This window comes from Lewinella sp. LCG006, assembly GCF_040784935.1.
GTDB lineage: Bacteria > Bacteroidota > Bacteroidia > Chitinophagales > Saprospiraceae > Lewinella.
The window spans coordinates 4487919-4512572 of the sequence record NZ_CP160680.1 but is presented as its reverse complement, the minus strand read 5'-3'; the positions used below and the strand labels follow the sequence as shown (position 1 = coordinate 4512572).

Sequence of the window (24654 nt, the reverse complement as noted above, 5' to 3'; positions counted from 1 at the left end):
AAATAACTGATTCCATTTTTTTCAACGATTCGCGAATATTTTCACGCAAGCTCCTTTTAGTTGCTTGCTTAGAAAATTTTAGCGAATCAAAAATGGAATCAGTTATTTTTGATCCGTCACTTAGTAACTGTTTTCTTTGCTTTCTTTTTACCGGGTTTGACACTAAAAACCGTCACCCCTAGTGGCGGAAGATTAAATTCTATGCTGTAATCTCGGCCGTCCCATTCTTTTTCATCCGCCTTGATCGGCTTGGGGTTCAAGAGGTGGTCGGTGCCTTGGTATTTCGCAGCATTGCTATTCAACACTTCGGTATAGGTTCCCGGCAGCGGTACCCCTACCCGAAATCCTTCGTGTGGTACGGGGGTAAAGTTGCAGATGATCACCATCACATCTCCTTCTTTTTTACCTTGACGTTGGTAAGACAAGATACTGCGCTGATGATCTCCGTGGTTGATCCAGGCAAAGCCTTCCTGAACGAATTGTTGCTCGTAAAGGGCTGTGCTACTCTTGTACAAAGCATTCAGGTCAGCCACCCAGTCTTTGGTGGCTTGGTGGTAAGGTTTATCCAGCAAGCTCCAGTCTAATCCTTTCTCAATATTCCACTCACTGCTTTGGCCAAATTCGCCTCCCATAAAGAGCAACTTGGTACCCGGGTGCGTAAACATATAGCCAAACAACAGTCGCAGGTTAGCAAAACGTTGCCATTGATCACCAGGCATTCGATCCAGCAGGGGTCCCTTACCGTGCACGACTTCGTCGTGTGAAAGCGGCAGCATGAAGTTTTCGGTAAAACCGTACACCATACTGAAGGTAATCTGGTTGTGATGAAACTGGCGGTGGATGGGATCTAGTTTGAAATAATTCAGCGTATCGTGCATCCAACCCATCATCCATTTTTGGCCAAAGCCCAAGCCACCGGTGTATACCGGACGACTGACGCCAGCCCAGGCCGTAGACTCCTCGGCGATGGTCATGACATCGGGGTATTCTTGGTAAACAGTGGAATTGAATTCTCGTAAGAAATCAATTGCCTCCAAGTTTTCATTACCACCATATTTATTCGGAATCCATTGCCCCTCTTCCCGGCTATAATCCAGGTACAACATGGAGGCAACTGCATCTACCCGAAGACCGTCAATGTGAAAATGCTCTAACCAGAACAGCGCATTACTGATCAGAAAAGAACGCACCTCGTTTCGACCATAGTTAAAAATACTGCTTTTCCAATCGGGATGGAACCCCTGACGTGGGTCGGCATGGTCATAGAGATGGGTACCATCAAAATCAGCCAATCCGTGAGCATCTGTAGGGAAATGCGAGGGCACCCAATCCAGAATCACCCCAATCCCGGCCTGGTGAAGTTTATCCACCAAATACATAAAGTCTTGAGGTGTACCAAAGCGGCTGGTTGTAGCAAAATAGCCGGTAATCTGATAGCCCCAACTCGGAAAATAAGGGTGCTCCATAACGGGCAAAAACTCTACGTGAGTGAAGCCCATTTCCTGTAGGTAAGCAGGTAATTCTTCTGCCATTTCGCGGTAGCTAAGCGTCTCGGCAGCTCCTGGCTTCTTGCGCCATGATCCCAAGTGTGCCTCGTAAACGCTGTACGGCTGCTCAAGGCCAGCTTTTTCCGGACGCTTGCTCATCCAGTCTTTGTCCTGCCATTCGTAATACAAGTCCCAGGTAACACTAGAGGTATTGGGGGGTACTTCCCAAAACCAACTAAAAGGATCTCCTTTTACCAATTGGCGACCATCCGGTGCATCAATGGCATATTTATAAAGAAGGCCTTTCTTCAAATCAGGAATAAACCCTTCCCAGATCCCAGAACCATCTGGGCGGGGGTATAATTTATGCGATCCCCGCTTCCACTTATTAAAATCTCCAACGACGGAAACACCTCTTGCACTTGGGGCCCAAACGGCGAAATAATATCCCCAATTGCCATTCACCTCAACGGAGTGACTACCCAATTTTTCATAAGCCCGAAAATACTTTCCGGCTTTAAACAAGTTAACATCAAACTCTGTAAGTAAACTGAAAATTTCGACTTTCGACATGGACTCTTTTTTTTCGCTGCCCCTAAGTATTTTTAAGGAAATGCTCCAAGCATACCTATTGTACCAGCTTTTCCGTCACTAAGATAACAATACTGGGAACAAGATATAAAAAAAGCCTTTCCGGGGAGTGGAAAGGCTTCTTCTGAAGTCATTAGGAAAGATAATTTCCTAATCATTATTTAGTTCAATGTGCTCACCACACTGTTGTCTACGCCAAAAGGAGTAGCTACATATTTGTCGGCAGCCCAATCATTTTCCCAAACTTCACCATCTAGCAGGTAGCGGAATTCGTATTCCTTACCCATTTCGAGCTCTACGGTAGTTTTGAAAACGTCTTTTTGCTTCTTCATGGTGATACCAGCTTCGGTATCCCAGTTGTTGAAATCACCTACCAGCTCTACTTTTTTAGCAGCTTCCGCAGCTTCAGCAGGCAAAGTGAAAGTGGCTTTACAAATTGATTTTGATTTCAAGAATTTCTTAGCAATCATGGTTATAAGGTTTAGTTACTATTGGTTTACACCTCTGTAACAGCGTGATCAAATTAGCGCTTACCGCCTTTTAATTCATCCTGTAATTTATTCAGCTCTTCCCATTTTCCGTTGGCAGCCAATTTAGCCTGCTCTGGCCAGGTAGTGGGGTTGTGCATTTTGTAACGAGGGCCCGCAGCCTCCAGAATCGCTTGCAATTTTGCTGGCTTAGCCTTTGCCAGATCAGCAAAAGTTTGGATACCATCAGCTTTGAGCAAGTCGGCAATTTTTGGTCCTACCCCTTCGATTTTTTTCAAATCATCAGCAGTTGCTGCTTTCTTGGCTGGTGCCTTTTTTGCTGGAGTAGCTTTTTTCGCAGGAGCGGCCTTCTTAGCTGGTGCTTTCTTGGCAGGAGTAGCCTCTACCACAGGGGCTTCCGCCTTCTTGGCAGGAGCGGCTTTCTTAGCAGGAGCAGCCTTAGCCTTAGGAGCTGCCTTCTTGACCGGTGCCTTCTTGATTTCTACTGCATCTACGACCAACACACAGTTGTGGCTGAAGAATGGCGTAAGTTGGTAATCATCCGCAGCTTCATCATTGAACCAATCCTGGCCATTGACCAGGTAACGGAATTCGTAGATGGCACCTGCAGGCAATTCAATTGCTCCAGTATAATCTTTTTTCTTGGCATCTAAGACCAGGCCTTTGTCCCAGCTCCAGTCGTTAAATGTACCCAAGACGCGAACCTCGGCTTTCTTGCCAACCTGATCGGTAGTCAATGAAAATGTGACTTTACAAACAGGCTTTGATTTGGAATATTGCTTCTTAATCATCGAATAGAAAGTGTTTATTTTACACTAAGATGCAAACTTATAACAAAGTTAGGACATAGTCAACTGATTATCAATGATAAATATCATTTACTCCGACAACCAAGTTTGTCGATTAAGCGGTAATACCTCGATAATTCGGAATAATTATTGGTCTATACGAACCTTACCAAATCCATACAGGCAAAATACACCATAAATAAATTTTCGTATCACGTGAACTTTTTCCAAAAAAGAAGAAAAAAAGTTCTCTAAACCTCAAAAAGTGTCTCTCCCTGCAAAAACAGTGCTTCTACTTGTTGGAAATAGTGGCCCATATCTCGTCCGTCTACAGTAGCGTGGTGAGCCTGTACGGCCAAGGGCATCAACACCTTATGTTCTTGCTTAAAATACTTCCCCCAACTGATCCGAGGCACGCTATCTGCTGGAGAATAGTGCATAGCGTGGGTCAGCCCCGTAAAACTCACCCAGGGAATAGCTGACATAAAAAGGAAATCATCACGCCCTGGCTCGTCTTCAAAATCAGGGGCCGTTTTCATTCGTTCGATAGTGGCCATGGCGCGTTCGATAAACACACTGGCCTTCTGGTCATAATCTACCGTACAAAAACTAAAAACCTCAGAGACCTCTGTAGGTACGGTGAAAGAGGGTTGGACTGTGCTATGTTCCACCACTTGTTCTCCACGAATCCTCCAGCGAAAGGCGGGTATATCATTCGCTGCTTTTGAAAGCAGGTATACGATATATGGTGTAAACGGAAGCTCCCTTTCTTTAATATACGCTAGAAAACGGGTAATATCTACATTGGCCACCAAACTAAAATGCGGCTGATCCATCTTTCGAAAGAAGTCAAAATGTTTTTGGCGGTGGGGATTACTAAAGGTTATAATTTTCATTGCCTATTCTTGGTTACAAAGCATTAGCAAAGCTACCAACGCCAGATAGATCTCAAATCTTTTTTTAGTGCTAGTGCCATCTGGTAGTAAGTATGCTGTTCATCGCCAAGGATACGTTCCAAACGCGCACTGATCTCCGCCTCGGGTTTACCCTCTCCTATTTTTGCTAAGACAATACTCCAATCCAGGTTATCCTGATAATACTTGAGGTCTTCATCACTAAAGTTTACCGGAGGCACTTGGGTGCTAAGATTTGCAAATAACTGAGCGGCCTCTTGGTAATTTTTACTTTCCAGTGCCTCATGTGCACTGGCGAAACTAGTGAGATATGCTTTTTCCTCCGCAGCACCAGCCCCCATGGTATTGCCAGTGGGAGGTGGTTTGTAAAAACGCGCCACCAAAGCTTCGTCGGAGTAATTTTGTTGAGCAAACCAACCAGCTCCCGCCACCATCAAAATCAAAACACTAGCAGCAATAGCCCCGAGGCGTTTCCAATTTGCGCGCAGTCCACGTAATTCAGCGGTAGGCTTATCTTCTTCTTTGTCCCATTTTCTCAGCTGCTGGCGAAAATCATCGTCTTTTAAGTCTTCGAAGCCGCTGCTTAATTTGGCCTGTTCTTCAAGGAGTTTAGCAAAGGCAGGATCATTGGCTTTCCTTGTTTCTACAGCCTGTTGGTTGGCAGCCGACAACTCCCCTTCCAGGTACCATTCCACTAGTTCGATATCGTCAGTGGCTTGCCATTCGACATCCATTGCTGCGAACTTAGTGCCCTGCTCTTCAAAGTGCAGCGCATCCCAGGCATCCCAGAGCTGATAAAAAGCCTTTTCTTCCTCTTCGCCTTGCGGCAACTCATCGAGTGCCTGGCGGAGTTTTTTGCGTTCTTCTTCGCTTAATCGACCAGCCCGAAGGGCTTCCAATTGTGCGAGTAATTCGTTTGGTAACATCACTTAGTGTTCTTCTGTACTAATCAGTTTACGCATCCGCTGTAAACAATCAAACTTGCGTTTACGGGCTGCCCCTGCCCCACTGAGGCTGAGCTCTTCCGCAATTGCTTCCATGCTGTAACCATGGAGATAGACTTTGCGCAAAATATCGCGGCATCTTTCATCCATCCTGTTGAGCAGGTTACGTATCCAGGCGGCTTGTTCCCGTTGAGCAATCCGATCCTCCACGGCAGGCGGAATAGCTACTTCGGGAATCTCTTCTTCCCATTTCGTAGCGGTTCCTCCCTGTTTTCGATAGATCATTTTACCTACCCCAAACAAGTACGTCCGAAGACTACTACGCAACGGAGCTGCTAAGTCTCCATTGGTCACCTTACGGTGTAAAACGACCATGGCGTCTTGATACAAGGCATTGACTTGTTCTGGCTCCCAACTCGTATGTTTTAAAAAAAACAAGCGAAAAGGCGAGCGCAGGTCGTCATACAGTGCCCTCCAGGCAGCATCACTTCCGGTGGCAAGGGCCTGTAAACGACTTTCGTCTGCTGCGTAGTTGCTCATTAATGCGTGCTTTGATGAAGTTGTTACCAATAAGAAAGGCTAAAATAAGAGAATTTGTTAAATGGTTAGAGGGTTGTTGGTTGATGGTTAGATTGTTGATGGTTGTTGGTTGATGGTTGATAAACCTGAGGAGGCCTAATTACTTCCGATTTCCGACTTTGAAAAATGGTTTGTTGGTTCGACGTCGGTTACCCCTACACCCATATCCAGTGTTCATTATTGCAAAGTCCAGCTAAGACTTCTTTTGCATTTCTGCCAATGCTTCCCGACTCGCCTGGCGACGTCTTTGTCGCTGAAGGAATACAGGAGGTGCTGCGCGAGCACCACAATCGAGGATGGCGCAACGTTCACAAGTGGTATGTACATCTTTGGTCACAATGGCCGGATCAGCCAAGAAAGGAAAAGTGTCCCGCAACTGATCGTTGAGGAGCAAACCAATGGTGACGCTGCTGCTGTTGTCGGTATTTTCTCGGGTAGGTTTTGCCATCGCTACACAGAAATAGGCGTTGGGCGTATCCCAGTACCTTGAGATTTGAGCGCCGACAATCGGGCCTGCCGTCACTTCCAATCCCTGCTGAGCTTTCAGACGGCGAATGAGGCGAATGCTGATCCAGCGCCGACAATAATGCTCATCCAATTGGTTAGCATGTGGATCGTGCAACTGCGACAGGTGCATTTCTTTCGTCACGATAAACTTTTGCATCCCATGATCGGTGAAAAACCGAAGGAAAAACAATTGTTTGACCCCAAAATGATGGGGCAATATATTGGCCATCCGCTGGAGGAGCATCTCTGAGGTAAGCTCACTTTCGGCCAACCAACGCAGCAGTTCCTCTCCTCGCCAACGCTGCCAAGTCGTCATTTCTCGCAGATATCCTACAATGACCGGCTCCGGCAATAACAAGGCAACCGAAAAGTAAGAAGCGCGAAAGTTGCTTAGAAGTTTCTCAAAAGATTCTATCTCCAGCATCCGCGTTTCTAAAGGACGCTCTTTTTCTCCCAGTTTTTGAAAACCCAGTTCTTTGGCCAATAAAAAACGCTCCTGCGCCAAATTCAAATCTGGCCCTAAAAACAGGGTGCTTTGTCTGGGTGAAAAAACAGACCGCAAATGCTTCAACGTCGGATGGCTCGGCAAATAATCACGATCCACTTTGATTTTATAAACCCGCAAGAGCAGCTCCTCCAACGTAGGAATATCCAATTGATGATCAATAGCCAATTGGTACTCACGACGAAAATCCTGGGTAGATTGCTCTATTTCCGGAAAGTAATTATCGTGTAAGTCCTGGTAAGAACGCAGGGCCGCTTTATAAAAATCTTCCCCCTGCATGTTGAAGTTACGGGTAATCTTGATCACCGTACTAATGAACGCATTCACCTTTTCCGGCGCCTGCAACAACAGCTCAATGAGCTTGGTCGTAGAAATTCCAAAGGTCTCCAAGGGGAAAATTTTCAAAAAATCCGACCGTAGCAATTCTACAATAGGCCGCAACTTTTTGCTGGGCTCAAGCGACACTAAATAATCATAGTCTGTCTCCAAAGCAGCTGCCAAAGTGATGATCTTGTCCGATTTGGGGTATTTCTTCCCTTTTTCAATACTATGCAAGTAAGAAATCGCCAGGCCCGTTCGATCCGAGAGCTGATGGTAAGACAAATCGGCCTCCTGCCGTAAATGCTGGACTTTAAGTCCAAAAATCAACTTTACAATGTCCGCTTCTTTCAACATCAAGCTGGTAATTTATGGTCAGCGTTGCCTTTGTTTACTACACAAAAGCCTGCTCTCAAAAAAACATCACCCTTTCATAGCGACAATTATCATGCTCTCCGGGCCTAATACCTGCTAATTTAGCTTTTGTTAGGAGAAAAAAGTAACAAACAGCAATATTCAAGTGAAAACGATTGTTTTGGATAAAATTTATTAATTAGAGAAAATTTCTCTAAAAATAAAAAAAGCAATAACTTGCAGCCCGTTAGCAGTATTTTCAGCAATGGCCCTACTTACTAATTGACCATCAAAAACTGTCTGCACTCTCGAAGTATTGACAAGCTTGCCATTGATCTTGTCAACGACGGTGCGAAAATCTGAAGCTATGCTACAATTTGGTATCAAAAACCCACAAGCGAAACTCGAAGACCTGGGCATCCGCAATTACCGGAAAGCCTATTGGAATGAATCTCCAGAATTTCTGGAAGAAGCTACGATTGTTCGCGAACAGGGTATCATCGCAGACAATGGTGCCTTGGCGATTAACACCGGTAAATTTACTGGTCGTTCCCCAATGGATCGCTTTATCGTCAAAGATGATATTACCGCAAACACCGTTGATTGGAACAAAATCAATATGCCCTTCTCGGCTGCAGGTTTCGATCAGTTGTATGACAAAATCACGGATTATTTTGCGGGGCGCGAAGTTTTTGTTCGCGACGCTTTTGCTTGTGCGGATGCCAAATACCGGCTTCCAGTAAGGGTAGTCAATGAGTACCCTTGGAGCAATATGTTTGTATACAATATGTTCCTACGCCCTACAGCAGAAGAATTTCAATCTTTCACTCCAGAGTGGACGGTCATCAATGCTCCTGGCTTTCTAGCTGATCCTGAAGTAGACGGTACCCGCCAATCCAATTTCTCGATTATCAACTTTACCCGCAAGTGTGTCATCGTTGGCGGTACAGGCTATACGGGCGAAATCAAGAAAGGTATCTTCTCTGTACTAAACTTCATTCTCCCTGAGCAACGCAATGTACTCAGCATGCACTGCTCTGCCAATGTAGGAAAAGCAGGTGATGTAGCTATCTTTTTTGGCCTTTCCGGTACTGGTAAAACCACCCTTTCTGCCGACCCCAACCGCGACCTTATCGGCGACGATGAGCACGGCTGGTCAGAGGAAGGCGTTTTCAACTTTGAAGGCGGCTGTTACGCAAAAACCATTGACCTCACTGCTGAAAAAGAACCTGATATCTACGAAGCGATTCGCCACGGAGCGATCCTGGAAAACATCGGCTTTTTCCCTAATACGAGAAAGCCAGACTACAGTGATAGCAGCATTACCCAGAATACCCGTGTAAGTTACCCCATCCACCACATCAACAATGCCCTTGAGGTATCAGCGGCGGGGCATCCGACCAATATTTTCTTCCTGACTTGTGATGCCTTCGGTGTACTGCCTCCGATCTCAAAACTATCGCCAGAGCAAGCTGCTTACTTCTTCATTTCTGGTTATACCGCCAAAGTAGCGGGTACGGAAGAAGGTATTGACGAGCCACTTCCCAGCTTCTCTGCCGGATTTGGGGCACCTTTCCTCCCTCTGCACCCTGGAAAGTATGCCGATATGCTCAGTGAAAAGATGCAAAAACACGGTGTAAACGTTTGGTTGGTCAACACGGGTTGGGCCAATGGGCCTTACGGTGTAGGAAGTCGGGTGAAACTAAAGTACACCCGTGCCATGATCACCGCTGCGCTAAATGGAGACCTGGACAATGTAGCATACAGCACTCACACCATTTTCGGTATGCAGCAACCCAAATTCTGCCCCAATGTTCCTAGCGAAATCCTCAGCCCTAAAGCTTCCTGGAACAACGACGAAGCATTTTATAAGCAAGCCAATAAACTGGCCAAAGCCTTTATTGCTAATTTTGAAAAATACAAGGCAGGTGCCAGCCAGGCCGTTATTGACGCCGCTCCCAAAGTAGCTAGTGGCGAAGAACGCGTAAGCCAGAAATTTGTCGTAGCGAAATAATTTGCACGAAGCAATTTTTAAATAAGCTTTAAAGAAAGCCCCCGTCGGAAAGTTTCCAGCGGGGGCTTTCTTTTTTCATGTCAGGACCAAGACGTTTACTCGGCTGTTCAATTTTCGCGATTTCTTTGTTACAATTCTGTGATATCCTCCGGGGATATTTGTGCCATCATTTGATCGCGAAGCATGCGATTATAACTTTTTATCAAACAAAAAACCGCTATGAAAAAAGGTATTATTCCCTTCCTGATGGTATTCATGTCCTTTACACTCATCTTCTCCAGCTGTGGAGATGAAGATCCGATTACCATTGATTCTTCCCAGCCTAATGGTGCGTTAACCATCCAGCGAACCGGGACCTTCACCGCTGAATCCAATACCCCTACGACAGGAACTGCTGAACTGGTAACTGATTCAGAAAACACGAATTTCCTCCGTTTCGGCAGTGATTTCACAACGGAGTTGGCTACCGGAACCGTGGCTGTTTACTTTTCTACTTCTGCTACTTTTACGCCTGATCCCGGTAACGGAAATCCAGATTTGCTTCTGATCGGCGCCGTCCAGTCGAATGGAGAGCAATTCTTCAAGCTCGGCCAAGCCATCCCTAGTAATTTCACCCACGTGATTCTATGGTGTAATACGGCGAGTATTCCTTTTGGGAACGCTCCTCTTCAGTAACTTATCTCTCCGGCCAACTGGATGATTTTGTCCAGTTGGCTTTCTGTTAATAAATACTTTCGTCATGAAGTATTACTGTCTTTTTCTTTTCCTATCAATTGGTCTTGCCTTAAGTTTTAGCGCTCAAGCGCAAAACGGCTGGACCCGAACTAAGCAAGGCGTCTACCTACAAGCCAGTGCTGCTACCTTTAGCTCTAACGAATACTACAATACCTCCGGACAACTTTTTGATCAGGGAAGTACCTTTCGTACGCATCACTTATCCCTTTACGGCGAATATGGTATAAGTGATCGGTTGACTGCCCTTCTCAACCTCCCGTTTTTACAACTCAATAGTTTCAATACTACAGAGACCGTAGTGGGCATTGGCAGCATTCGGCTAGGTGGGAAATACCAATTATTGAAAGCTGTTCCTTTGGCTTTTCAGCTGGAGCTAGATGTCCCCACCAATGACGGCATCAACTTCGCAAGCGCCAAAGCACCCAATGAAATTGGCATCATTGAGCAAATCAACCTCCCCACTTCCGATGGAGAATTTAACGTCTGGTCTACCCTGGTCTTTTCCCAATCTTCAAACAACGGCAAAACCTTCGGAAGCATCTACGCCACCACCAACTTTCGAACGCAAGGCTATAGTCATCAATGGCAGGCAGGCATAGAGATAGGACATCTTTTCTTTGATCGACTCTACCTGATTGGTAAAATAAAAGTGCAGGATGATTTTACCGATACTCCTCGCAGCGTTGGGTCATTTCTTTACGGAGAAGGTACCACCTTTACGTATGCAGGCCTGACGGGTATGTATAAATTGAATGATGTCTGGCGCTTAGTGGCTTCCTATGCCAGTAATTCCGGACTGCTTATTGACCAGCGCAACAGTTATCATGGAGCAACCTTTTCGCTGGGGGTCGCCTACGAGCGATAAAACTGAAATAATTCGCTTCTTGATGACTACTTATTTTGCGGGAACCCCTACCTTTCATGTATCTGTAAAAAAACACAAATCATGAAATTTCTACCCTTTCTACTGATCTTAATGATTTTCCAATCCTGCTCTCAAGTCGATACAACCGCTCAAGAAGCGGCGCAAGCTGACTTACAGGCAGAACTCGCCGCTGCCCAGGCTAAAATTGTCCAACTTGCCGATGCTGCTGAAGAACAACCGGGCCTCATCCACAGCGTTTTTTTCTGGCTCAAGGAAGATCTTTCTGAGGCTGATCGGGCGGCTTTCCGAGCTGGTGTAGCATCACTCCGAGCAGTAAGCTCCGTAAAAAACATGTACATCGGGCCCGTAGCCCCCACCGAAGCCCGTGGGGTTGTAGACAACAGCTATAGCATTGCGCTTCTTGTACATTTTGCCGATGTTGCTGCTCAAGATGCCTACCAAATCGACCCTATCCATCTAAAGTTCGTAGAGGATCACAAGGACAAGTGGACCAAGGTGGTGGTGTATGATAGTTTGGTGGAGTAGTCGTCAACGTTTTTCCTACGTTCTTTAAAAAATAAATCCCCGCTCAATTGGTTTGAACGGGGATATTTCTTTTAAGATCGTAGTGTAGTAGCTACGTTAGTACGAAGAATAATTAGGCAAAAAAAGCTACGATTCCAATAATTACTGGAATAACAGCTGCGTATTCCATTCGAATCCAGAATAAGGTATGTTCGGCTTTTGTTGTCATTTGCTGTCCCGTTTGGGGATCTGCTACGACCTTTCCAACATCTGCGTTTAGCCGCTTTCCCAAAAACCAGACCGGGACAGCTCCTAGTAGGTACCCTATACTTGCGTAAATGGGATCATCACCAAAAATAATTTGCAGAAGAATAACAATAACGACGGGAATCAAAATAGCCAGAAAGCCTAGACCTTTCCAAATGATCATATTAAGGTGTTTTGTGCGCTGAACAGAGAGCGCTGTTTGAAATAATGACGTAATTTAATACAAATAATAAGACAAGCAAAACAGCTCGGATAAAATACTACCCATCCTCCCGCTTCCGCTTCCACCGCTTATGTGTCCACAACCAATACTGTGGTGCAGCGCGGATGACTTCTTCCAACTTGCGGGTATGCTTGATGGTGATGGCTCCGTGTTCCTCCTCAAGTGGTTTGTCAGAGATCAGCGAGAAAGTCATCGTATAGTAGCCTCGTTTTACTTTCTGTATATCACCGAAAACGACGAGGCAGTCGTACTCTTTGGCGAATTTTTCGGTGCCGAAAGCGACCGCGGTATCTTGGTTTAAAAATTCCATCCAGAAACTTTTCTTGCTACTCGTAGGTGATTGGTCACCTCCGAACAAATAAATCGCCGGACGGCCATTCCATTCTTTAAACATGGCCTTGGCTTCGTGCTTAGGCACCAATTCCAGCCCGTACTTTCCGCGAGAGTCTGACAATACTTTGCTAAAAAAAGGATCTTTAATGGGAGAATACAAGGCCACCACTGGTAACTTACTAAACATAGGAAAGGCCGTCCCCATCATTTCCCAACTGTTGTAGTGGCCAGCAATGACCACGATTCCTTTATCATAGGCTTCCAGCTCTTTCACAAACTCAGGATTTGTAACAATTGCTCGCCTGCGTATTTCTTCCTCTCCCATACTGAACATCCTCACGCTTTCAAAAATGAGATCGCACAAATGGCGATAAAAATTGCTGGCTATCTGCTTGATCTCCTGCTCCGATTTATCTGGAAAAGAACGTCTCAGATTGCCCATTACTACCTTCTTCCGGTACCCGGCACCGTAGTAGAGGACATAAAACAAACCAGTCGAAAAAACATACAATACCGACAAAGGCAGCATTGACAAGGGCTTTAGGAAGAGGTAGTAAAGAATTCTGCTCATTCTTAATCTATCGTTAATATAATAAACGCCCCTATTTTCACCAAGGGTCATTAATTTCACAAAGGTACCTAAATTGCAAATCTCTATGTATCGAATCCTTATTTTGCTGCTTATTACGATTACATCGTGTAGTAAAGCCACTCAAATATTACATCAACCTTCTGATATGAAAACCACTGCCTTTGACTGGCAAGGTCACCGGGGCGCAAGGGGCCTGCTGCCAGAAAACACCCTTCCGGCCTTTGCCCATGCATTGACCTACCCAGCGATCAGGACCCTGGAACTTGATCTGGCCGTAACCAAAGACCTACAACTGGTCATCTCTCACGAACCCTGGATGGCAGCACTCATTTGTACACATCCCGATGGCCGCCCAGTAACCGAAGAAGAAGAGCAATCCCTCCTCATCCACCAAATGACCTTAGCCGAGGTTCAAACCTTTGATTGCGGCCAGCGAGGAAATACTAATTTTCCAGCGCAACAGCCACGCCCTACCAGAAAGCCCACTCTCGCGGCAATGGTAGAAATGGCTGAGCAAGTGGCCCTTGATCTAAAACGCCCCCTCCCCTTCTATAATATCGAAATAAAAAGCCTCCCGGAATGGGATGAACGGCACACTCCGCATCCCGAAGAATTTGCCCGTCTTTTGCTAAAAGAACTGCAAAGATTAGGCATCGCCCAGCGTACCACTATTCAATCTTTTGATGTACGCAGCCTACAGGCCGTAAGGCAACAAGCTCCCACCCAAACACTGGCCTACCTGGTGGCCAACCAAAACACCTTGGAACAAAATCTGGCGAGCCTCGGCTTTTTGCCCGAAATCTATAGCCCCTATTATCTCCTGTGTACGCCAGAGCTCACTCAAAGTCTCCACCAACAAAACATTCAACTGATTCCCTGGACCGTAAATGATCCTAAAGAAATGGAGCGACTCCTAGAGATGGGTGTAGACGGCATCATTACTGATTACCCCAACCTGATCCCGTAGAGGGGTTGGGGTAGAGGGATTTTGTTCCTCAAAGGAAAGCAATACATTGATAGCCAACTCATCTCAGGAACAGCACGAAAAGTTGCGAAATAGCCCCTCATTCGGCGTTGGCTTGGCCTACGCCGTGACGGATAGAAGATCAAATCAAAAACCCCTCTTCTCAGCGAGAGAAGAGGGGTTTTTGACAATAAATAAGCGAAAGCTTATTTTAGTATTCCCAAAGATCGTGCTCGAAGTTGAAGATCGTTTGCTTGATCTTATCAGCTTCCAGAAGAAGGTCTACGCCTTGAACGTAATCCTGTAGACGACGATTGTGAACGTTAGATTCTTTATAGATATAGCTGGAGAAGAAACGCATTTCCATCAGCGACTCCCACGTAATCGGGGCAGCGTCGTTGCCGGTGGTGAATACTTTCTCACGAGCTAAAATCTGGCGAGCCTCAGGGTAGTATACCCAGAACATCACCTGCTCATACTTGAAGTTGCCATTCTCGTCCTTCACATCCAATAAAGGTGCGATACCGAGAATACGAACTTGCATACGAGACGTTTCTTCGTCAAAGAACCATACCTCTTTCAAGCGGTAACGCTTGATATCTTCGGGGTTTAGTTCGTTGCGAACGATTTGAATTTTTTCTTCGTACGTAACCGGGTCAAAAGTAGTTACCGTATCTACCGATGCTCCCATTGAGGCAATCTCCTCAGGGCTTAACCGGTGGGTAAACTTATCGTCTTCATTGCTATAAACGTTGATTTCTTCGTTTTCAGCAGCTTCCTGCAAGATAGAAAAGAAAGGACGTTCTGGATAAGCAAAAGGAAGGTTCATCTTTTCGCGGATATCAATTACCCGCCAGATACGCTTTTCCCAAAAAATATCCGCTTCACGAACTGGATCGTAAGGAAGAATACGTACCGTCTCGATGGTACGCTTATCAGTGATGTCATCCGTTGGCGGGTCTTGCTCAACGACCTGACTATTGCCAGATTCCGTCATAATTACGTTATCCGGCACTTGTGCCACCAGCTGGCCGACACAGAAAAACAGCATTAAGCCCAGGAGCTTCAGAGCGATCTTCATGGAAGTAAATTTTTACCGAGTTGATTGTATTTATACACTTGTGGAAGGAACCTAACCCTTCCTTTTTTAAAACAGATTTCCGACAGGAATGGTACTCACTTCTGTCGGATCGCTAAATTGCGCTTATTTAACGGATTAACCAAACCCGCTATTGCCTTTAACATAGTTGAGGGGGAAACTTTTAACAAATCTCCCCCTCAAGGTGCAAATATTACTGAATCGTGAAGACCATACTGTTGATCTTACGTGTTGCAGTATCGCCCGGACACTTGGCCCGTACATTCTCAAAGTAGTAGATATCACCTGGCTTAGCCTGGTTGACTACCCGACGAGCAGCATCGGTATAGCGAGCTCCCGGGTTTTGCACAGGAATAGCATCCTGACGCTTTGGTACGTATACCAGTTCGAATCCAGCTACCTGACATACCGCATCGAAGTCAAAATCATCAAGGAAGGCACCTACACCACCTTGTGCTTTGAATTCACCAGATCCCATACCACCACCGTTCTTACCAGAAAGGCGTGCTTCCGGGTTAGGGATACGCTTGACACGGAAGTCGAAGCTACCCAAGCTGGTACCATTGGCAGATACGCTAACCTTTGCGGCACCAGGAGCACTCGCATTGATCGTACGGTTGCTACCGCTACCACTGATCGTAATTGGGCCAGAAACACTTACCCGTACATCGTTTGAGCTCACACCAGAAGCAGAGATCGTGATCGGGTTATCAACACCAATGTAGAATACGTTCATCTTGGTTGCCGCTACGGCTACGGAGCGTGAACCTACTTCGTAGACAAACTCGCTTTCTCCTTTTGATATCTCACCTGTCAGTGGGTTAACCACTTCTACGCGAAGAGGAATGGTCTTTTGACCAGCACCGCTACCCGTGATCGAGTACTCTGCGATACCTCCTTGACCTACTGGCAGTAATGTACCACCTGCGTAGATCTTCACGTTTTCCGGTTGTAGAGAAGTACTGTAAGTACCTACTGAAATTTTAGCAGAGATTTTTTCTCCACCAACCACGTAAGAGCGATCAGCTGCTACCACTGGGAAGAAGGCATCGAATTCAATCGTACGACCACCCGTCAACTCTGCCATGTCATTGATCATCGCAGCTTCTGAACTCTTCAGGTTAGACTGCATTTGAGATAGCAATGGGAGAACTGCAGCTAAAGGCATCTGACGAAATTTGAAATCCGACCAGCTTTTCTTGTCGCTACCTGGAGCTTTCCAGGTTTCGTCGTCAATATTGAAAGGCATATCATTAGCGACACTCTGAATACGACGTTCCACCTGTTCTGGCTTCAAGCTGAAAGAGTCACCATTTTCTTGCATCAATTTGGTGTACACATCAATCAATTCTTGACGTGTTTCCAAAATTTTTGCTTTCAATTCTTCTCCACGGCCTTCGTCCACCAAGATACGGGTAGTAACATCTTTGTTTTTCTTACCCTTTGGTACACGTTTGCCGTAAGATTCGGTATAATCTTCTTCATCTACTTCACCGTTTGCGTTACCCGCAATATCAATGAGTTCGTTGCGAAGATCGTCCACGTATTTATTGAATTCTGCAACCTTGGCACGTACTGCATCAATAGCAGGCTCAATCGGCTGATACTTCTTCTTAGATGCATCTTTCAATAATTCTTTAACGCCCGAAATGGTCGTTTCAAGCTGACTATCGACTGTAGCAATACTTTCTTTGTTTCCGTCATCCAGAGCAAAGAAGGCATTCATTACTTCCGCCGATACGTTCAGGGCGAGCAGCGCGGTTAACACCAAGTACATGATGTTAATCATCAACTGCCGCGGTTCCTTTGGAATAGACATATATTTTGCTTCTTTTTTAGTTCAACAATTAATTCAGGGCAGGTAAATTATTTACCTACGTTAGACATAGCACCAATGATGTTGCCATATACGTTGCCTAAAGAAGCATAAGAATTGTTCAAAGAAGCAATGTTCTTATTCAGTTCTGTCAATTGTGCTTTGTACTGCTTGGTATCTTCTACAGAGTCAGCAAGGTCAGCCATCGCTTCGTTCAGTTTACCGTAGAAGTTAGTCATAGACTTCACCTGATCAGATACACCAGAGAAATCAGCTTCCTGGAGTGCCTTGAGGCTACCCAAGCTACGTGACATACCCTGAAGTTCCGTCAACATACCACCCAATTGCTGCTCTACAACTTCGCCGTTCAAGGCAGGAGTGTTGTCAATTGCAACACCACCAGCAGTCAAAGGCTGAATTGGGGTGTTGTAATCAGAAAGCCCTGGGTAAAGCTTGTCCCAGTAGTAATCGGGTTCTGGTCCGATAATACCAAGGAAAGCAAAGATGAATGCCTCAATACCCATACCAAGGATCAACATCTCAGAAGCGAAAGGCCAGCTTTCGATTTTGAAAAGTGCTCCTGCAAGTACGAAGGCTGCACCTACACCAATAATCAGATTCTTTACGTACTTAAAACCTTTTGTTTTTAAGAAACTCATTCTCGTAACAATTTTACCGAGTTAGTTAATTTGATTGTCTCTCTTTTGAGTGGCCTCTCCTTTCTTTTAAAGGCGAGGACTAAGCGTTGAAAAGCTTTCACACAACTGTATAATGCAGGTGACTTAAAAAGTAACAGATCGGGGAACACTTTTTTTTAGTTTTTTCTCCCTTTATTACTTTTTTTTCATCAAAAAACCTGTCCATCAATAAGTTAAGTGAAATAAAAACAGAAATAAAAAGCGAAAAAGGATACCACTTGAGTAAGTAGTATCCTTTTTCGCCTATGAAAATCTAGTCTTAAAAATCGTTGAGTGAACGACCCAAGAAGGTTAGGGCGTTACGGAAACCAACGTAGCTCTTGGTCGTATCCTGGTATTCCCAGTGACGCGTACCCGTCTGGAGGAAGTAAGAAATATCTTTCCATGATCCACCACGGATAACTTTACGCTTCCAAGATTCTGGATCATCATCCTTCGCGTCGTAGCGGATATCAGGGTTTAGATCGTGCTGGAAAGAGTAAGCATTATCGTAGTAAGCAGAACTTGTCCACTCCGCTACGTTACCTGCCATATTGTACAGACCGTAATCATTAGGGTAGTAAGCATCTGCTTTTACAGTGTATTGACCACCATCTTCTGGGTAGTTACCACGGCCAGGCTTAAAGTTAGCTAACAAACAACCTTTGGCATTGCGTATATAAGGACCACCCCAAGGATATGGTGCATTTTCGCGGCCACCACGAGCAGCATATTCCCATTCGTGTTCGGTTGGCAGACGGAAGTCTTCCGTATTAACACCATCACCACGGGTCTGCTGGTAGTTATTCCAAAGCAGCGTACGGTAGTAAGCAAAGGCGTTAGCCATGTGCCAATCTACACCTACTACTGGATAATCATCATAAGCAGGGTGCCAGAAGTAATTACGAGCCATTGGCTCATTGTAAGAATAAGAGAAATCACGTACCCATACCAAGGTATCAGGGTAAACATTTACCTTCTTGCTCTTAATAAATGCGTTACGAGGAGATTGTCCACGGTCACGAGCAGCTTCTTGCCAATCGTACCACTGGTATTCGTAAACAAATTTGCTCACGTCAATCTCACGACGGCCAGCAAAGCGATCATCACCTTGGTAGTACAAGTCTTCCAGGATTTCATCTTCCCAGTCGATATCGTATTCCCAATCGATGCTTTCATTACCATCATCATCCGTGATGTAGTGGTCAAGGTAAGCGTGTGCCAAAGAGTCACGTACCCAGTAAACAAACTGGCGATACTCATTGTTAGTGATTTCTGTTTCATCCATATAGAAACCAGAAATAGAAATCGCCTTTTGGCGCTGCACATAGGTGTTGGCTACATCCTGATCGCTAGGACCGATGTGTAAAGTACCAGAGGGTACATACACCATACCAAATGGATTAATTCCTTTCCAGGAGGGGCGCTCCAACACGCCAGTGATTTCTCCGTTTTCGCGGCGCCCACAAGACACCAGGACTAGCACTAGGAGAAGTAGTGCGACTTTGGATAAGTTCTTCATGTTTATACCCGAGTTTTCCTTCAGATTTTTTTAACCGATTTTCAAAAGCGAACGTAAATATAGACCGTTTGGCTTATTTATCAAAAGAATTTACGCTGCCATGGCAGAGTTTAACACATCAACCCATGCATAACGCCAGCTGCCTGACATTTAGTACGAGTAGAAATTAATTTATTGAGTAGAATGAAACATTATTACTGCATTACGGCAGTAACAAGAAATACTTAGCCAGCATTTCTTAACCTTTGGCCCGCGGATGATAAATAATCCGTGGTGGTTTCCCTTCGCCAAAAGTTTTATTTATGCGGTACTTAATGACCACCTCGTGGGATCCACTATGCACCGTTTGTAAAGGGGAAAGCCCAACATCATACGCGTAAACCAGTTGCAAAGAAGGAGACAATTGAAAGCCTCCCATTACTACAACGGCATCTTGCGTGCTGCTGCTGTATCCTCTTAACGATACGCCTCCAAAAATATTGCTGTTGTAGACCGCAGATAGAGAAATATCCAACTGGCTTTCAATCGCATCCGTTCTGAACCAAAGCGACGGACGCAATTCCAAACTCCTTCCTACCTCAAAGCGGCTCATCGCAAAAGCGTTATAAGTGCGTACTAAGCCATAGTTGAGTTGATCTAGCTGTACGCTCCCCGCATTAATGTTTTCGGCCGATAAGCCTATTTCCAAACGCTCACTCTGAAAATAAATACCTGTAGATAATTGTATCGTTGATCCTGATTGGGTCGCCAAACTCAGCAAATCATCATTGTGCGAAGTATTTCCTGGCTCTCCGTAGTTGCCATCAGGTGTTATCAGCTCACCACCACGCAAGGTCAGCTGTTGCCAGCCGCCACCAACCCCCAATGAAAGCACGCCACTACCCAATTCCATTTGGTAATTGTAAGCCACTTGTGCGCTACTCAAGCGGTGCGCACCAATCTCATCATTCTCTACCTGCAAGCCAAAACCACCCCGCAAAAAGTACAATGGCAGGTGTGCACTTAGGCGCTGCCCCGTTGGTGCTCCTTCCAGCCCAGCCCATTGCTGACGATAAGTCCCCGTCAGACTCAAGGCATAATCCAAACCCGCATACGCAGGGTTAATTCGCATCGGATCCAACATGTAAGTACTGTATTGAGCCGGCTGCTGCGCCTGTAGCCCAAGCAAGGTGGTAACAAAGAAAAAGATAGAGAGAATGTACTTCATCGGGTTCATTTTTTAAGCAAAACAGTAGTGATTTTGCACCGCAGCAGTAAAATAGAATAATTTGACGGTCTCGTCAAGGAAGTTAACTAAAACAAAGCTGTTAAACGTCAGGGATTGGTCAATAAAATCAAATTAACCCCCTAAATCTCCAACGGACTCAAAGCTTTATAGATAACAATACAGTCATGAGATGGTTCTCTCCCCATTACGATGTGCAAAACGTAGGATTGTTTTGAGGCAGGCCCCCATCGCAAGCTCGGGGCTCTTACCTTTCGGCACCGCTCCTATCCCTGCCTGATCTGGGCTCCGCGCGCTGCGCTACACCTTAAACGGAAAGTTGGAAGGCACTTTTGAAGTACCTCCCAACTTTACACAAAGTAGTGCCTTCCAACTGTTAGAATTGTTCTTATTGCACCACCAGACGCTGCGTCTGCAACAATCCATTGGCGCTTAGCTGTACCAGGTAGACCCCAGCAGGGAGCTTCACACTTGCACCTATCCGGTATGGCCCGGCAGGCACCCGCTCTTCCCCTAAGGTACTCAACACTTGACCATTAAGATTAAGGATTTGCAATTGTACGGTCGAAGCGGTTGGCAATTCAAAATCAATGACCACCTGATCGGAAGCAGGGTTAGGAAACACCCTTAGTTGGTAGCTGCTCGTTAGCGTTTCCCGGCTGCTAGTGATAAACCCACCGGGAGGCTCGTCTAATCGCACACTGGTGTACAAGCGGTATTCACCCGCCACAAAAGGTAGCGACTGGTTCAGGTCTTCCACCAGAAGGCTGTCTCCCGTGAAGTATTCGTACCACCAGCCCGTTTGCTGAAAAGGCTGAGGAATACCCTGAGGTTCTACTGCAAAATTACCCAAAACAGCCACATCCATCTCCGCGCTGTTCAAGTGAATCTTCTTGGCGGTGCCTGTAAGGCTACTCGCAAAATCAGTCGTGCGAAATACCGGATAATCCTTTTTCAATTCAATCAGTGCCTTCGTTACATTGTAAAGACGCTGACGATTGGGGCTTTCAAAATAATCCCATCGAATCGGCTTTGGATCTACCCGACAACCATCATTAATGGTACCATTAGGACAGTAGTTGATACTGAAACCATAACCGAGTTCGCCGAATTGCCAGAGCATCTTTGGGCCTGGAACAGTGTAGAAAAATGCACTCGCCAATTCACAACGACGCAATCCAGTCAGCGTATTACGCACATCATAGCTGCCACTGGAGTTGCCAAATTGGCCATTTTTGTACATCATCCGCTCTTCATCGTGGCTCTCCATATAGGTGACCAATGCAGGAACAGACCAGCCACGGGAGGTATAAAATGCACCACTCAAATTGGATGGATAGCCCATCGCGGCTTCGAGGTATTGGTTATGAAGCCCACCACCACTCCAGGACATCATGCCATTGCCGTAGGTTGTAAGCTCAATCTCTTCGTTGTTAGCCGCAAAATGCTCAAGGATTACATAAAAATCGTCATCAACACCCCACACTACATCGGCGTAATGCTTGATAATTGCAATGCGGGAAGCATCGTAATTGCCCCAAGCTCCGACATCATTATTGAACGTTTGCGTAAAGCCTTTAGACAAATCATAACGGAAACCATCTACTCTGAATTCTTCGATCCAATACTGCATCACGCGATCAACAAAATAGGTAGTTGCCTCACTTTCGTGATTAAAGTCATACCCTACGTTAAAGGGGTGACGAGCATCAGGGTTGAGCCAGGGGTTTTCTGGCGTTGGCTTAAAGGCCACCGGATCCCAGTACAATTGAGCCAGAGGGCTTTGGCTAAAAGCGTGATTATACACCACGTCCAGGATCACTGCAACTCCCCGACTGTGGCATTCATCGATAAAAGCTTTGAGCTGATTGGCCGTTCCGTAATATTTATCAAGTGCCATGTGAAAGCTTGGGTTATAGCCCCAACTGATATTTCCTTCAAATTCATTGATGGGCATCAGTTCGATCGCATTTATTCCCAAGTTCGTGAGGTAATCAAGGGTATCCAGCAAAGTGCTGTAGTCATGGCTGGCCAGAAAATCACGCAAAAGCAGTTCGTAAACCACCAAGTCCTCTTTGGCTGGTGCAGTGAAGTCATCCACCACCCATTCATAGTCAGGAGCCCCGGGCTGTAACACACTCGTAATTCCTTGGGTTTTCCCCGTAGGATAAGTTGGTAAATCGGGAAATGTCGTAGAAGGAATAAAGGGGTCATTCCAGGGATCTAAAACAATAGGACTGTAAGGATCAGCAATTCTGATACTCCCATCAACGAGATACTGGAAAGCATAATCCTCGCCTTCCGTCAGATTATCTATTTGCAGCCACCATAAATTTCCATCCAGGCTTTGCTTCATTTGGTAGGCTACCGACGCTTGCCAATCATTGAAATCACCAATCACAAAAACTACATCCTTGTTCGGAGCGTACAATTGCAACAAGTAGCTACCATCTCCCAGGTAATTGATCCCATGAGGAAGATCCAGGGGAGGATCTTCCTGCTCCAGGTCTCCAGGAATCACAAAAACAAAGCTCGAAGCAGCTTGCAATCCATTGTAAGTTCCTTCGACCACTACTTCCTGCGTACCGCTTCCCGAAACATTGATGGTTGTGCCGATGGATGCTGAATTGGTAGCCGATTGTACCTCACTGCCGTTGACCAGTATTCTCAAATCCGATTCAATGTAAGCCGTCGCATTCACGGGAATAACTGCTCCGGGAGACGTAATTATTACTGGATTGGTTGGTGCAGTAATATCCACGCGATAAGTAGCGGTATAAGTAAAACTTTGCGATAGTGAGCTGTTGCCATCATCGGCACTAAAAGTCACCTCGTGAACTCCCTCTTCCAATGCTCTCAGTTGGTAGGTAAGCTCCGTGGCATCTGTTTCTTGAACGACCAGCTCTCCGTCTTCAAAAATAGAAAGCGTTGCCTCTACCGAAGCGACCCCACTCACGGTGATGAACTCACCTAAAGCGACCGAAAGATCATCTTCTAATGGTGCATTAAGGCTAATAGACAAGGGTATATTTTCTTCAAATACCTCATAGTATATGTCAGCACCACCAGTGGCTTTACCTTCTAGGCTACCATCACCATTACGAAAAACCATCGCTATTTGCTCAATCACTTCGCCGTCGGGTACACCATAGTATTGTTTGATGGATGGTGTAATACTAAAAGTGTACTTATTGGCTTGTCCTGGCACGGGAGTCAATTGCCAGTCGGGATTTGCTTGCCCCCAGGTTGTCTGGACATATTTCCAATCAGAAGGGCCCGTACTCTGAGAGGTAATCACTCCGGTGTGAATGTAAACATTACAACCGCAATTTGCTAGTCCGGCCGTGCCCTCCGTTGCATCAAAAGTGATGGTAACGGCGTCATTAGCAGTAGGGAAAGCAGGTTCCGCAGTTATGAGTTGTGCATCTACTCCTACACTTAGCAGCAGCAGCAAAAACAGAGGCAAGACACCACGGATAATTTTAGCGGTGAATGCCCAGGATAAATAGTTGAGTTTTTTCATCATTTGAATTATTACTCTTTTCGAATAAATAAAAAGGTTTGCCGTTTGTCAATGTATATCATCAACAATTGTCAGCAAATAAAAGGTCGTAATAATAGGATAGTACTAATAAAGAGTTTGCAAGATAAAGCCTAGGCTTCGAAAATAGCGAAGAAGTGCCTGCAAAAGTAAAGAGGAGACAAAAAAAACGCACGAATGCCGAAGCATCCGTGCGTTATATTATTCTAGCATCCTAGTTAAAGGACTAGTAACGATCGTCATAGCTGCTGTCATCGCGGCTATCGCGACGAGATCCGCTATCACGGCGATCAGATCCACCACGATCACGATCGTAGCTGCTGCGACCGTAGCCACCGCCACCACCGTAACCGCCGCCGCCGCTACGGCCACCGCCGTAACCGCCGCCACCGCCACCACGGTTGTAGCCGCCACCACCGCCACCGCGGTTGTAACCACCACCGCCGCCGCCGCGACCGTAGCCACCGCCACCGCCACCGCGCTTCTCGCGTGGTTCAGATTCTTTAACCGCGATTTCACGGCCATCAATTTCAGATCCATCAAGATCCTCAATAGCTGCACGTCCTTCGTCGTCATTTGCCATTTCGACAAAGCCGAATCCACGAGAACGTCCGGTCTCACGGTCCATAATAACTTTGGCAGAAGTAACCTCGCCGAAAGCTTCGAAAGCTTCACGCAACCCGTCATCGGTCGTCGCGTAATTTAATTTAGCAACAAAAATATTCATCAACAAAATATTAAAAAAAGTAAAAAGCAATGGACTGAATAACCAGTTCATCTG

General features: G+C 45.8%; 21 protein-coding genes. 5 read left to right on the top strand and 16 right to left on the bottom strand.

The genetic code is table 11. The annotated features are described in order from the left end of the window. Window positions 1-116: 116 nt before the first annotated feature. The 7 genes from glgB to AB0L18_RS16310 all read right to left on the bottom strand — a co-directional run bounded on the left by glgB (window position 117) and on the right by AB0L18_RS16310 (window position 7478). Window positions 117-2060 (bottom strand): 1,4-alpha-glucan branching protein GlgB, encoded by a 1944-nt coding sequence (gene glgB / locus AB0L18_RS16340; RefSeq protein ID WP_367388375.1) that lies wholly within the window; start codon window positions 2058-2060, stop codon window positions 117-119. 179 nt (window positions 2061-2239) lie between these two features. Then, window positions 2240-2548 carry an isoamylase early set domain-containing protein gene (locus AB0L18_RS16335; RefSeq protein WP_367388374.1) on the bottom strand — a complete coding sequence of 103 codons (309 nt, stop codon included), beginning with the start codon at window positions 2546-2548 and terminating at the stop codon, window positions 2240-2242. A 53-nt stretch (window positions 2549-2601) separates the two neighbouring features. Then, window positions 2602-3357, bottom strand: a complete 756-nt coding sequence (locus tag AB0L18_RS16330) for a DUF4332 domain-containing protein (RefSeq protein WP_367388373.1) — start codon at window positions 3355-3357, stop codon at window positions 2602-2604. A gap of 248 nt (window positions 3358-3605) precedes the next feature. After that, entirely contained in the window at window positions 3606-4250 is a 645-nt protein-coding gene (locus tag AB0L18_RS16325) for a CatA-like O-acetyltransferase (RefSeq protein ID WP_367388372.1), read from the bottom strand. Window positions 4251-4282: 32 nt separating this feature from the next. Continuing rightward, the gene (locus AB0L18_RS16320; protein ID WP_367388371.1) at window positions 4283-5194 is read right to left on the bottom strand and encodes a hypothetical protein; all 912 of its coding nucleotides are present in this window, start codon (window positions 5192-5194) and stop codon (window positions 4283-4285) included. 3 nt (window positions 5195-5197) lie between these two features. Beyond that, window positions 5198-5752 (bottom strand): RNA polymerase sigma factor, encoded by a 555-nt coding sequence (locus AB0L18_RS16315; RefSeq protein ID WP_367388370.1) that lies wholly within the window; start codon window positions 5750-5752, stop codon window positions 5198-5200. A gap of 232 nt (window positions 5753-5984) precedes the next feature. After that, window positions 5985-7478 carry a helix-turn-helix domain-containing protein gene (locus AB0L18_RS16310; protein WP_367388369.1) on the bottom strand — a complete coding sequence of 498 codons (1494 nt, stop codon included), beginning with the start codon at window positions 7476-7478 and terminating at the stop codon, window positions 5985-5987. Window positions 7479-7842: 364 nt separating this feature from the next. On the opposite strand from AB0L18_RS16310, the gene pckA reads away from it, so the two are divergent. The 4 genes from pckA (at window position 7843) to AB0L18_RS16290 (ending at window position 11635) form a co-directional block, all read left to right on the top strand. Then, window positions 7843-9489: a phosphoenolpyruvate carboxykinase (ATP) gene (pckA, locus tag AB0L18_RS16305; RefSeq protein WP_367388368.1), complete on the top strand. Its 1647-nt coding sequence runs from the start codon at window positions 7843-7845 to the stop codon at window positions 9487-9489. A 219-nt stretch (window positions 9490-9708) separates the two neighbouring features. Beyond that, window positions 9709-10164 (top strand): DM13 domain-containing protein, encoded by a 456-nt coding sequence (locus tag AB0L18_RS16300; protein WP_367388367.1) that lies wholly within the window; start codon window positions 9709-9711, stop codon window positions 10162-10164. Between the two features lie 64 nt (window positions 10165-10228). Further along, window positions 10229-11089, top strand: coding sequence for a hypothetical protein (locus AB0L18_RS16295; protein WP_367388366.1), 861 nt, complete (start codon window positions 10229-10231; stop codon window positions 11087-11089). Window positions 11090-11170: 81 nt separating this feature from the next. Next, window positions 11171-11635: a Dabb family protein gene (locus tag AB0L18_RS16290; RefSeq protein ID WP_367388365.1), complete on the top strand. Its 465-nt coding sequence runs from the start codon at window positions 11171-11173 to the stop codon at window positions 11633-11635. A 112-nt stretch (window positions 11636-11747) separates the two neighbouring features. Here AB0L18_RS16290 and AB0L18_RS16285 read toward each other — a convergent pair whose 3' ends face one another. Continuing rightward, window positions 11748-12044, bottom strand: a complete 297-nt coding sequence (locus AB0L18_RS16285; protein WP_367388364.1) for a hypothetical protein — start codon at window positions 12042-12044, stop codon at window positions 11748-11750. A 97-nt stretch (window positions 12045-12141) separates the two neighbouring features. After that, a complete protein-coding gene (locus AB0L18_RS16280; RefSeq protein WP_367388363.1) occupies window positions 12142-13008 on the bottom strand; it encodes a lysophospholipid acyltransferase family protein in 867 nt (288 codons plus the stop codon). Window positions 13009-13174: 166 nt separating this feature from the next. On the opposite strand from AB0L18_RS16280, the gene AB0L18_RS16275 reads away from it, so the two are divergent. Then, a complete protein-coding gene (locus tag AB0L18_RS16275; protein ID WP_367388362.1) occupies window positions 13175-13996 on the top strand; it encodes a glycerophosphodiester phosphodiesterase family protein in 822 nt (273 codons plus the stop codon). 208 nt (window positions 13997-14204) lie between these two features. Here AB0L18_RS16275 and gldN read toward each other — a convergent pair whose 3' ends face one another. The 7 genes from gldN to AB0L18_RS16240 form a co-directional block, all read right to left on the bottom strand. Continuing rightward, entirely contained in the window at window positions 14205-15074 is an 870-nt protein-coding gene (gene gldN, locus AB0L18_RS16270) for a gliding motility protein GldN (protein WP_367388361.1), read from the bottom strand. A 211-nt stretch (window positions 15075-15285) separates the two neighbouring features. Beyond that, window positions 15286-16911, bottom strand: coding sequence for a GldM family protein (locus AB0L18_RS16265; protein WP_367388360.1), 1626 nt, complete (start codon window positions 16909-16911; stop codon window positions 15286-15288). A 47-nt stretch (window positions 16912-16958) separates the two neighbouring features. Then, window positions 16959-17567, bottom strand: coding sequence for a gliding motility protein GldL (locus tag AB0L18_RS16260; protein ID WP_367388359.1), 609 nt, complete (start codon window positions 17565-17567; stop codon window positions 16959-16961). Between the two features lie 298 nt (window positions 17568-17865). Further along, entirely contained in the window at window positions 17866-19107 is a 1242-nt protein-coding gene (locus tag AB0L18_RS16255) for an SUMF1/EgtB/PvdO family nonheme iron enzyme (protein ID WP_367388358.1), read from the bottom strand. 238 nt (window positions 19108-19345) lie between these two features. After that, window positions 19346-20314, bottom strand: a complete 969-nt coding sequence (locus AB0L18_RS16250; RefSeq protein ID WP_367388357.1) for a PorP/SprF family type IX secretion system membrane protein — start codon at window positions 20312-20314, stop codon at window positions 19346-19348. A gap of 406 nt (window positions 20315-20720) precedes the next feature. Next, window positions 20721-23858: an alpha-amylase family glycosyl hydrolase gene (locus AB0L18_RS16245; protein ID WP_367388356.1), complete on the bottom strand. Its 3138-nt coding sequence runs from the start codon at window positions 23856-23858 to the stop codon at window positions 20721-20723. A gap of 241 nt (window positions 23859-24099) precedes the next feature. Next, window positions 24100-24600, bottom strand: coding sequence for an RNA recognition motif domain-containing protein (locus AB0L18_RS16240; protein ID WP_367393159.1), 501 nt, complete (start codon window positions 24598-24600; stop codon window positions 24100-24102). Between the last annotated feature and the right edge of the window lie 54 nt (window positions 24601-24654).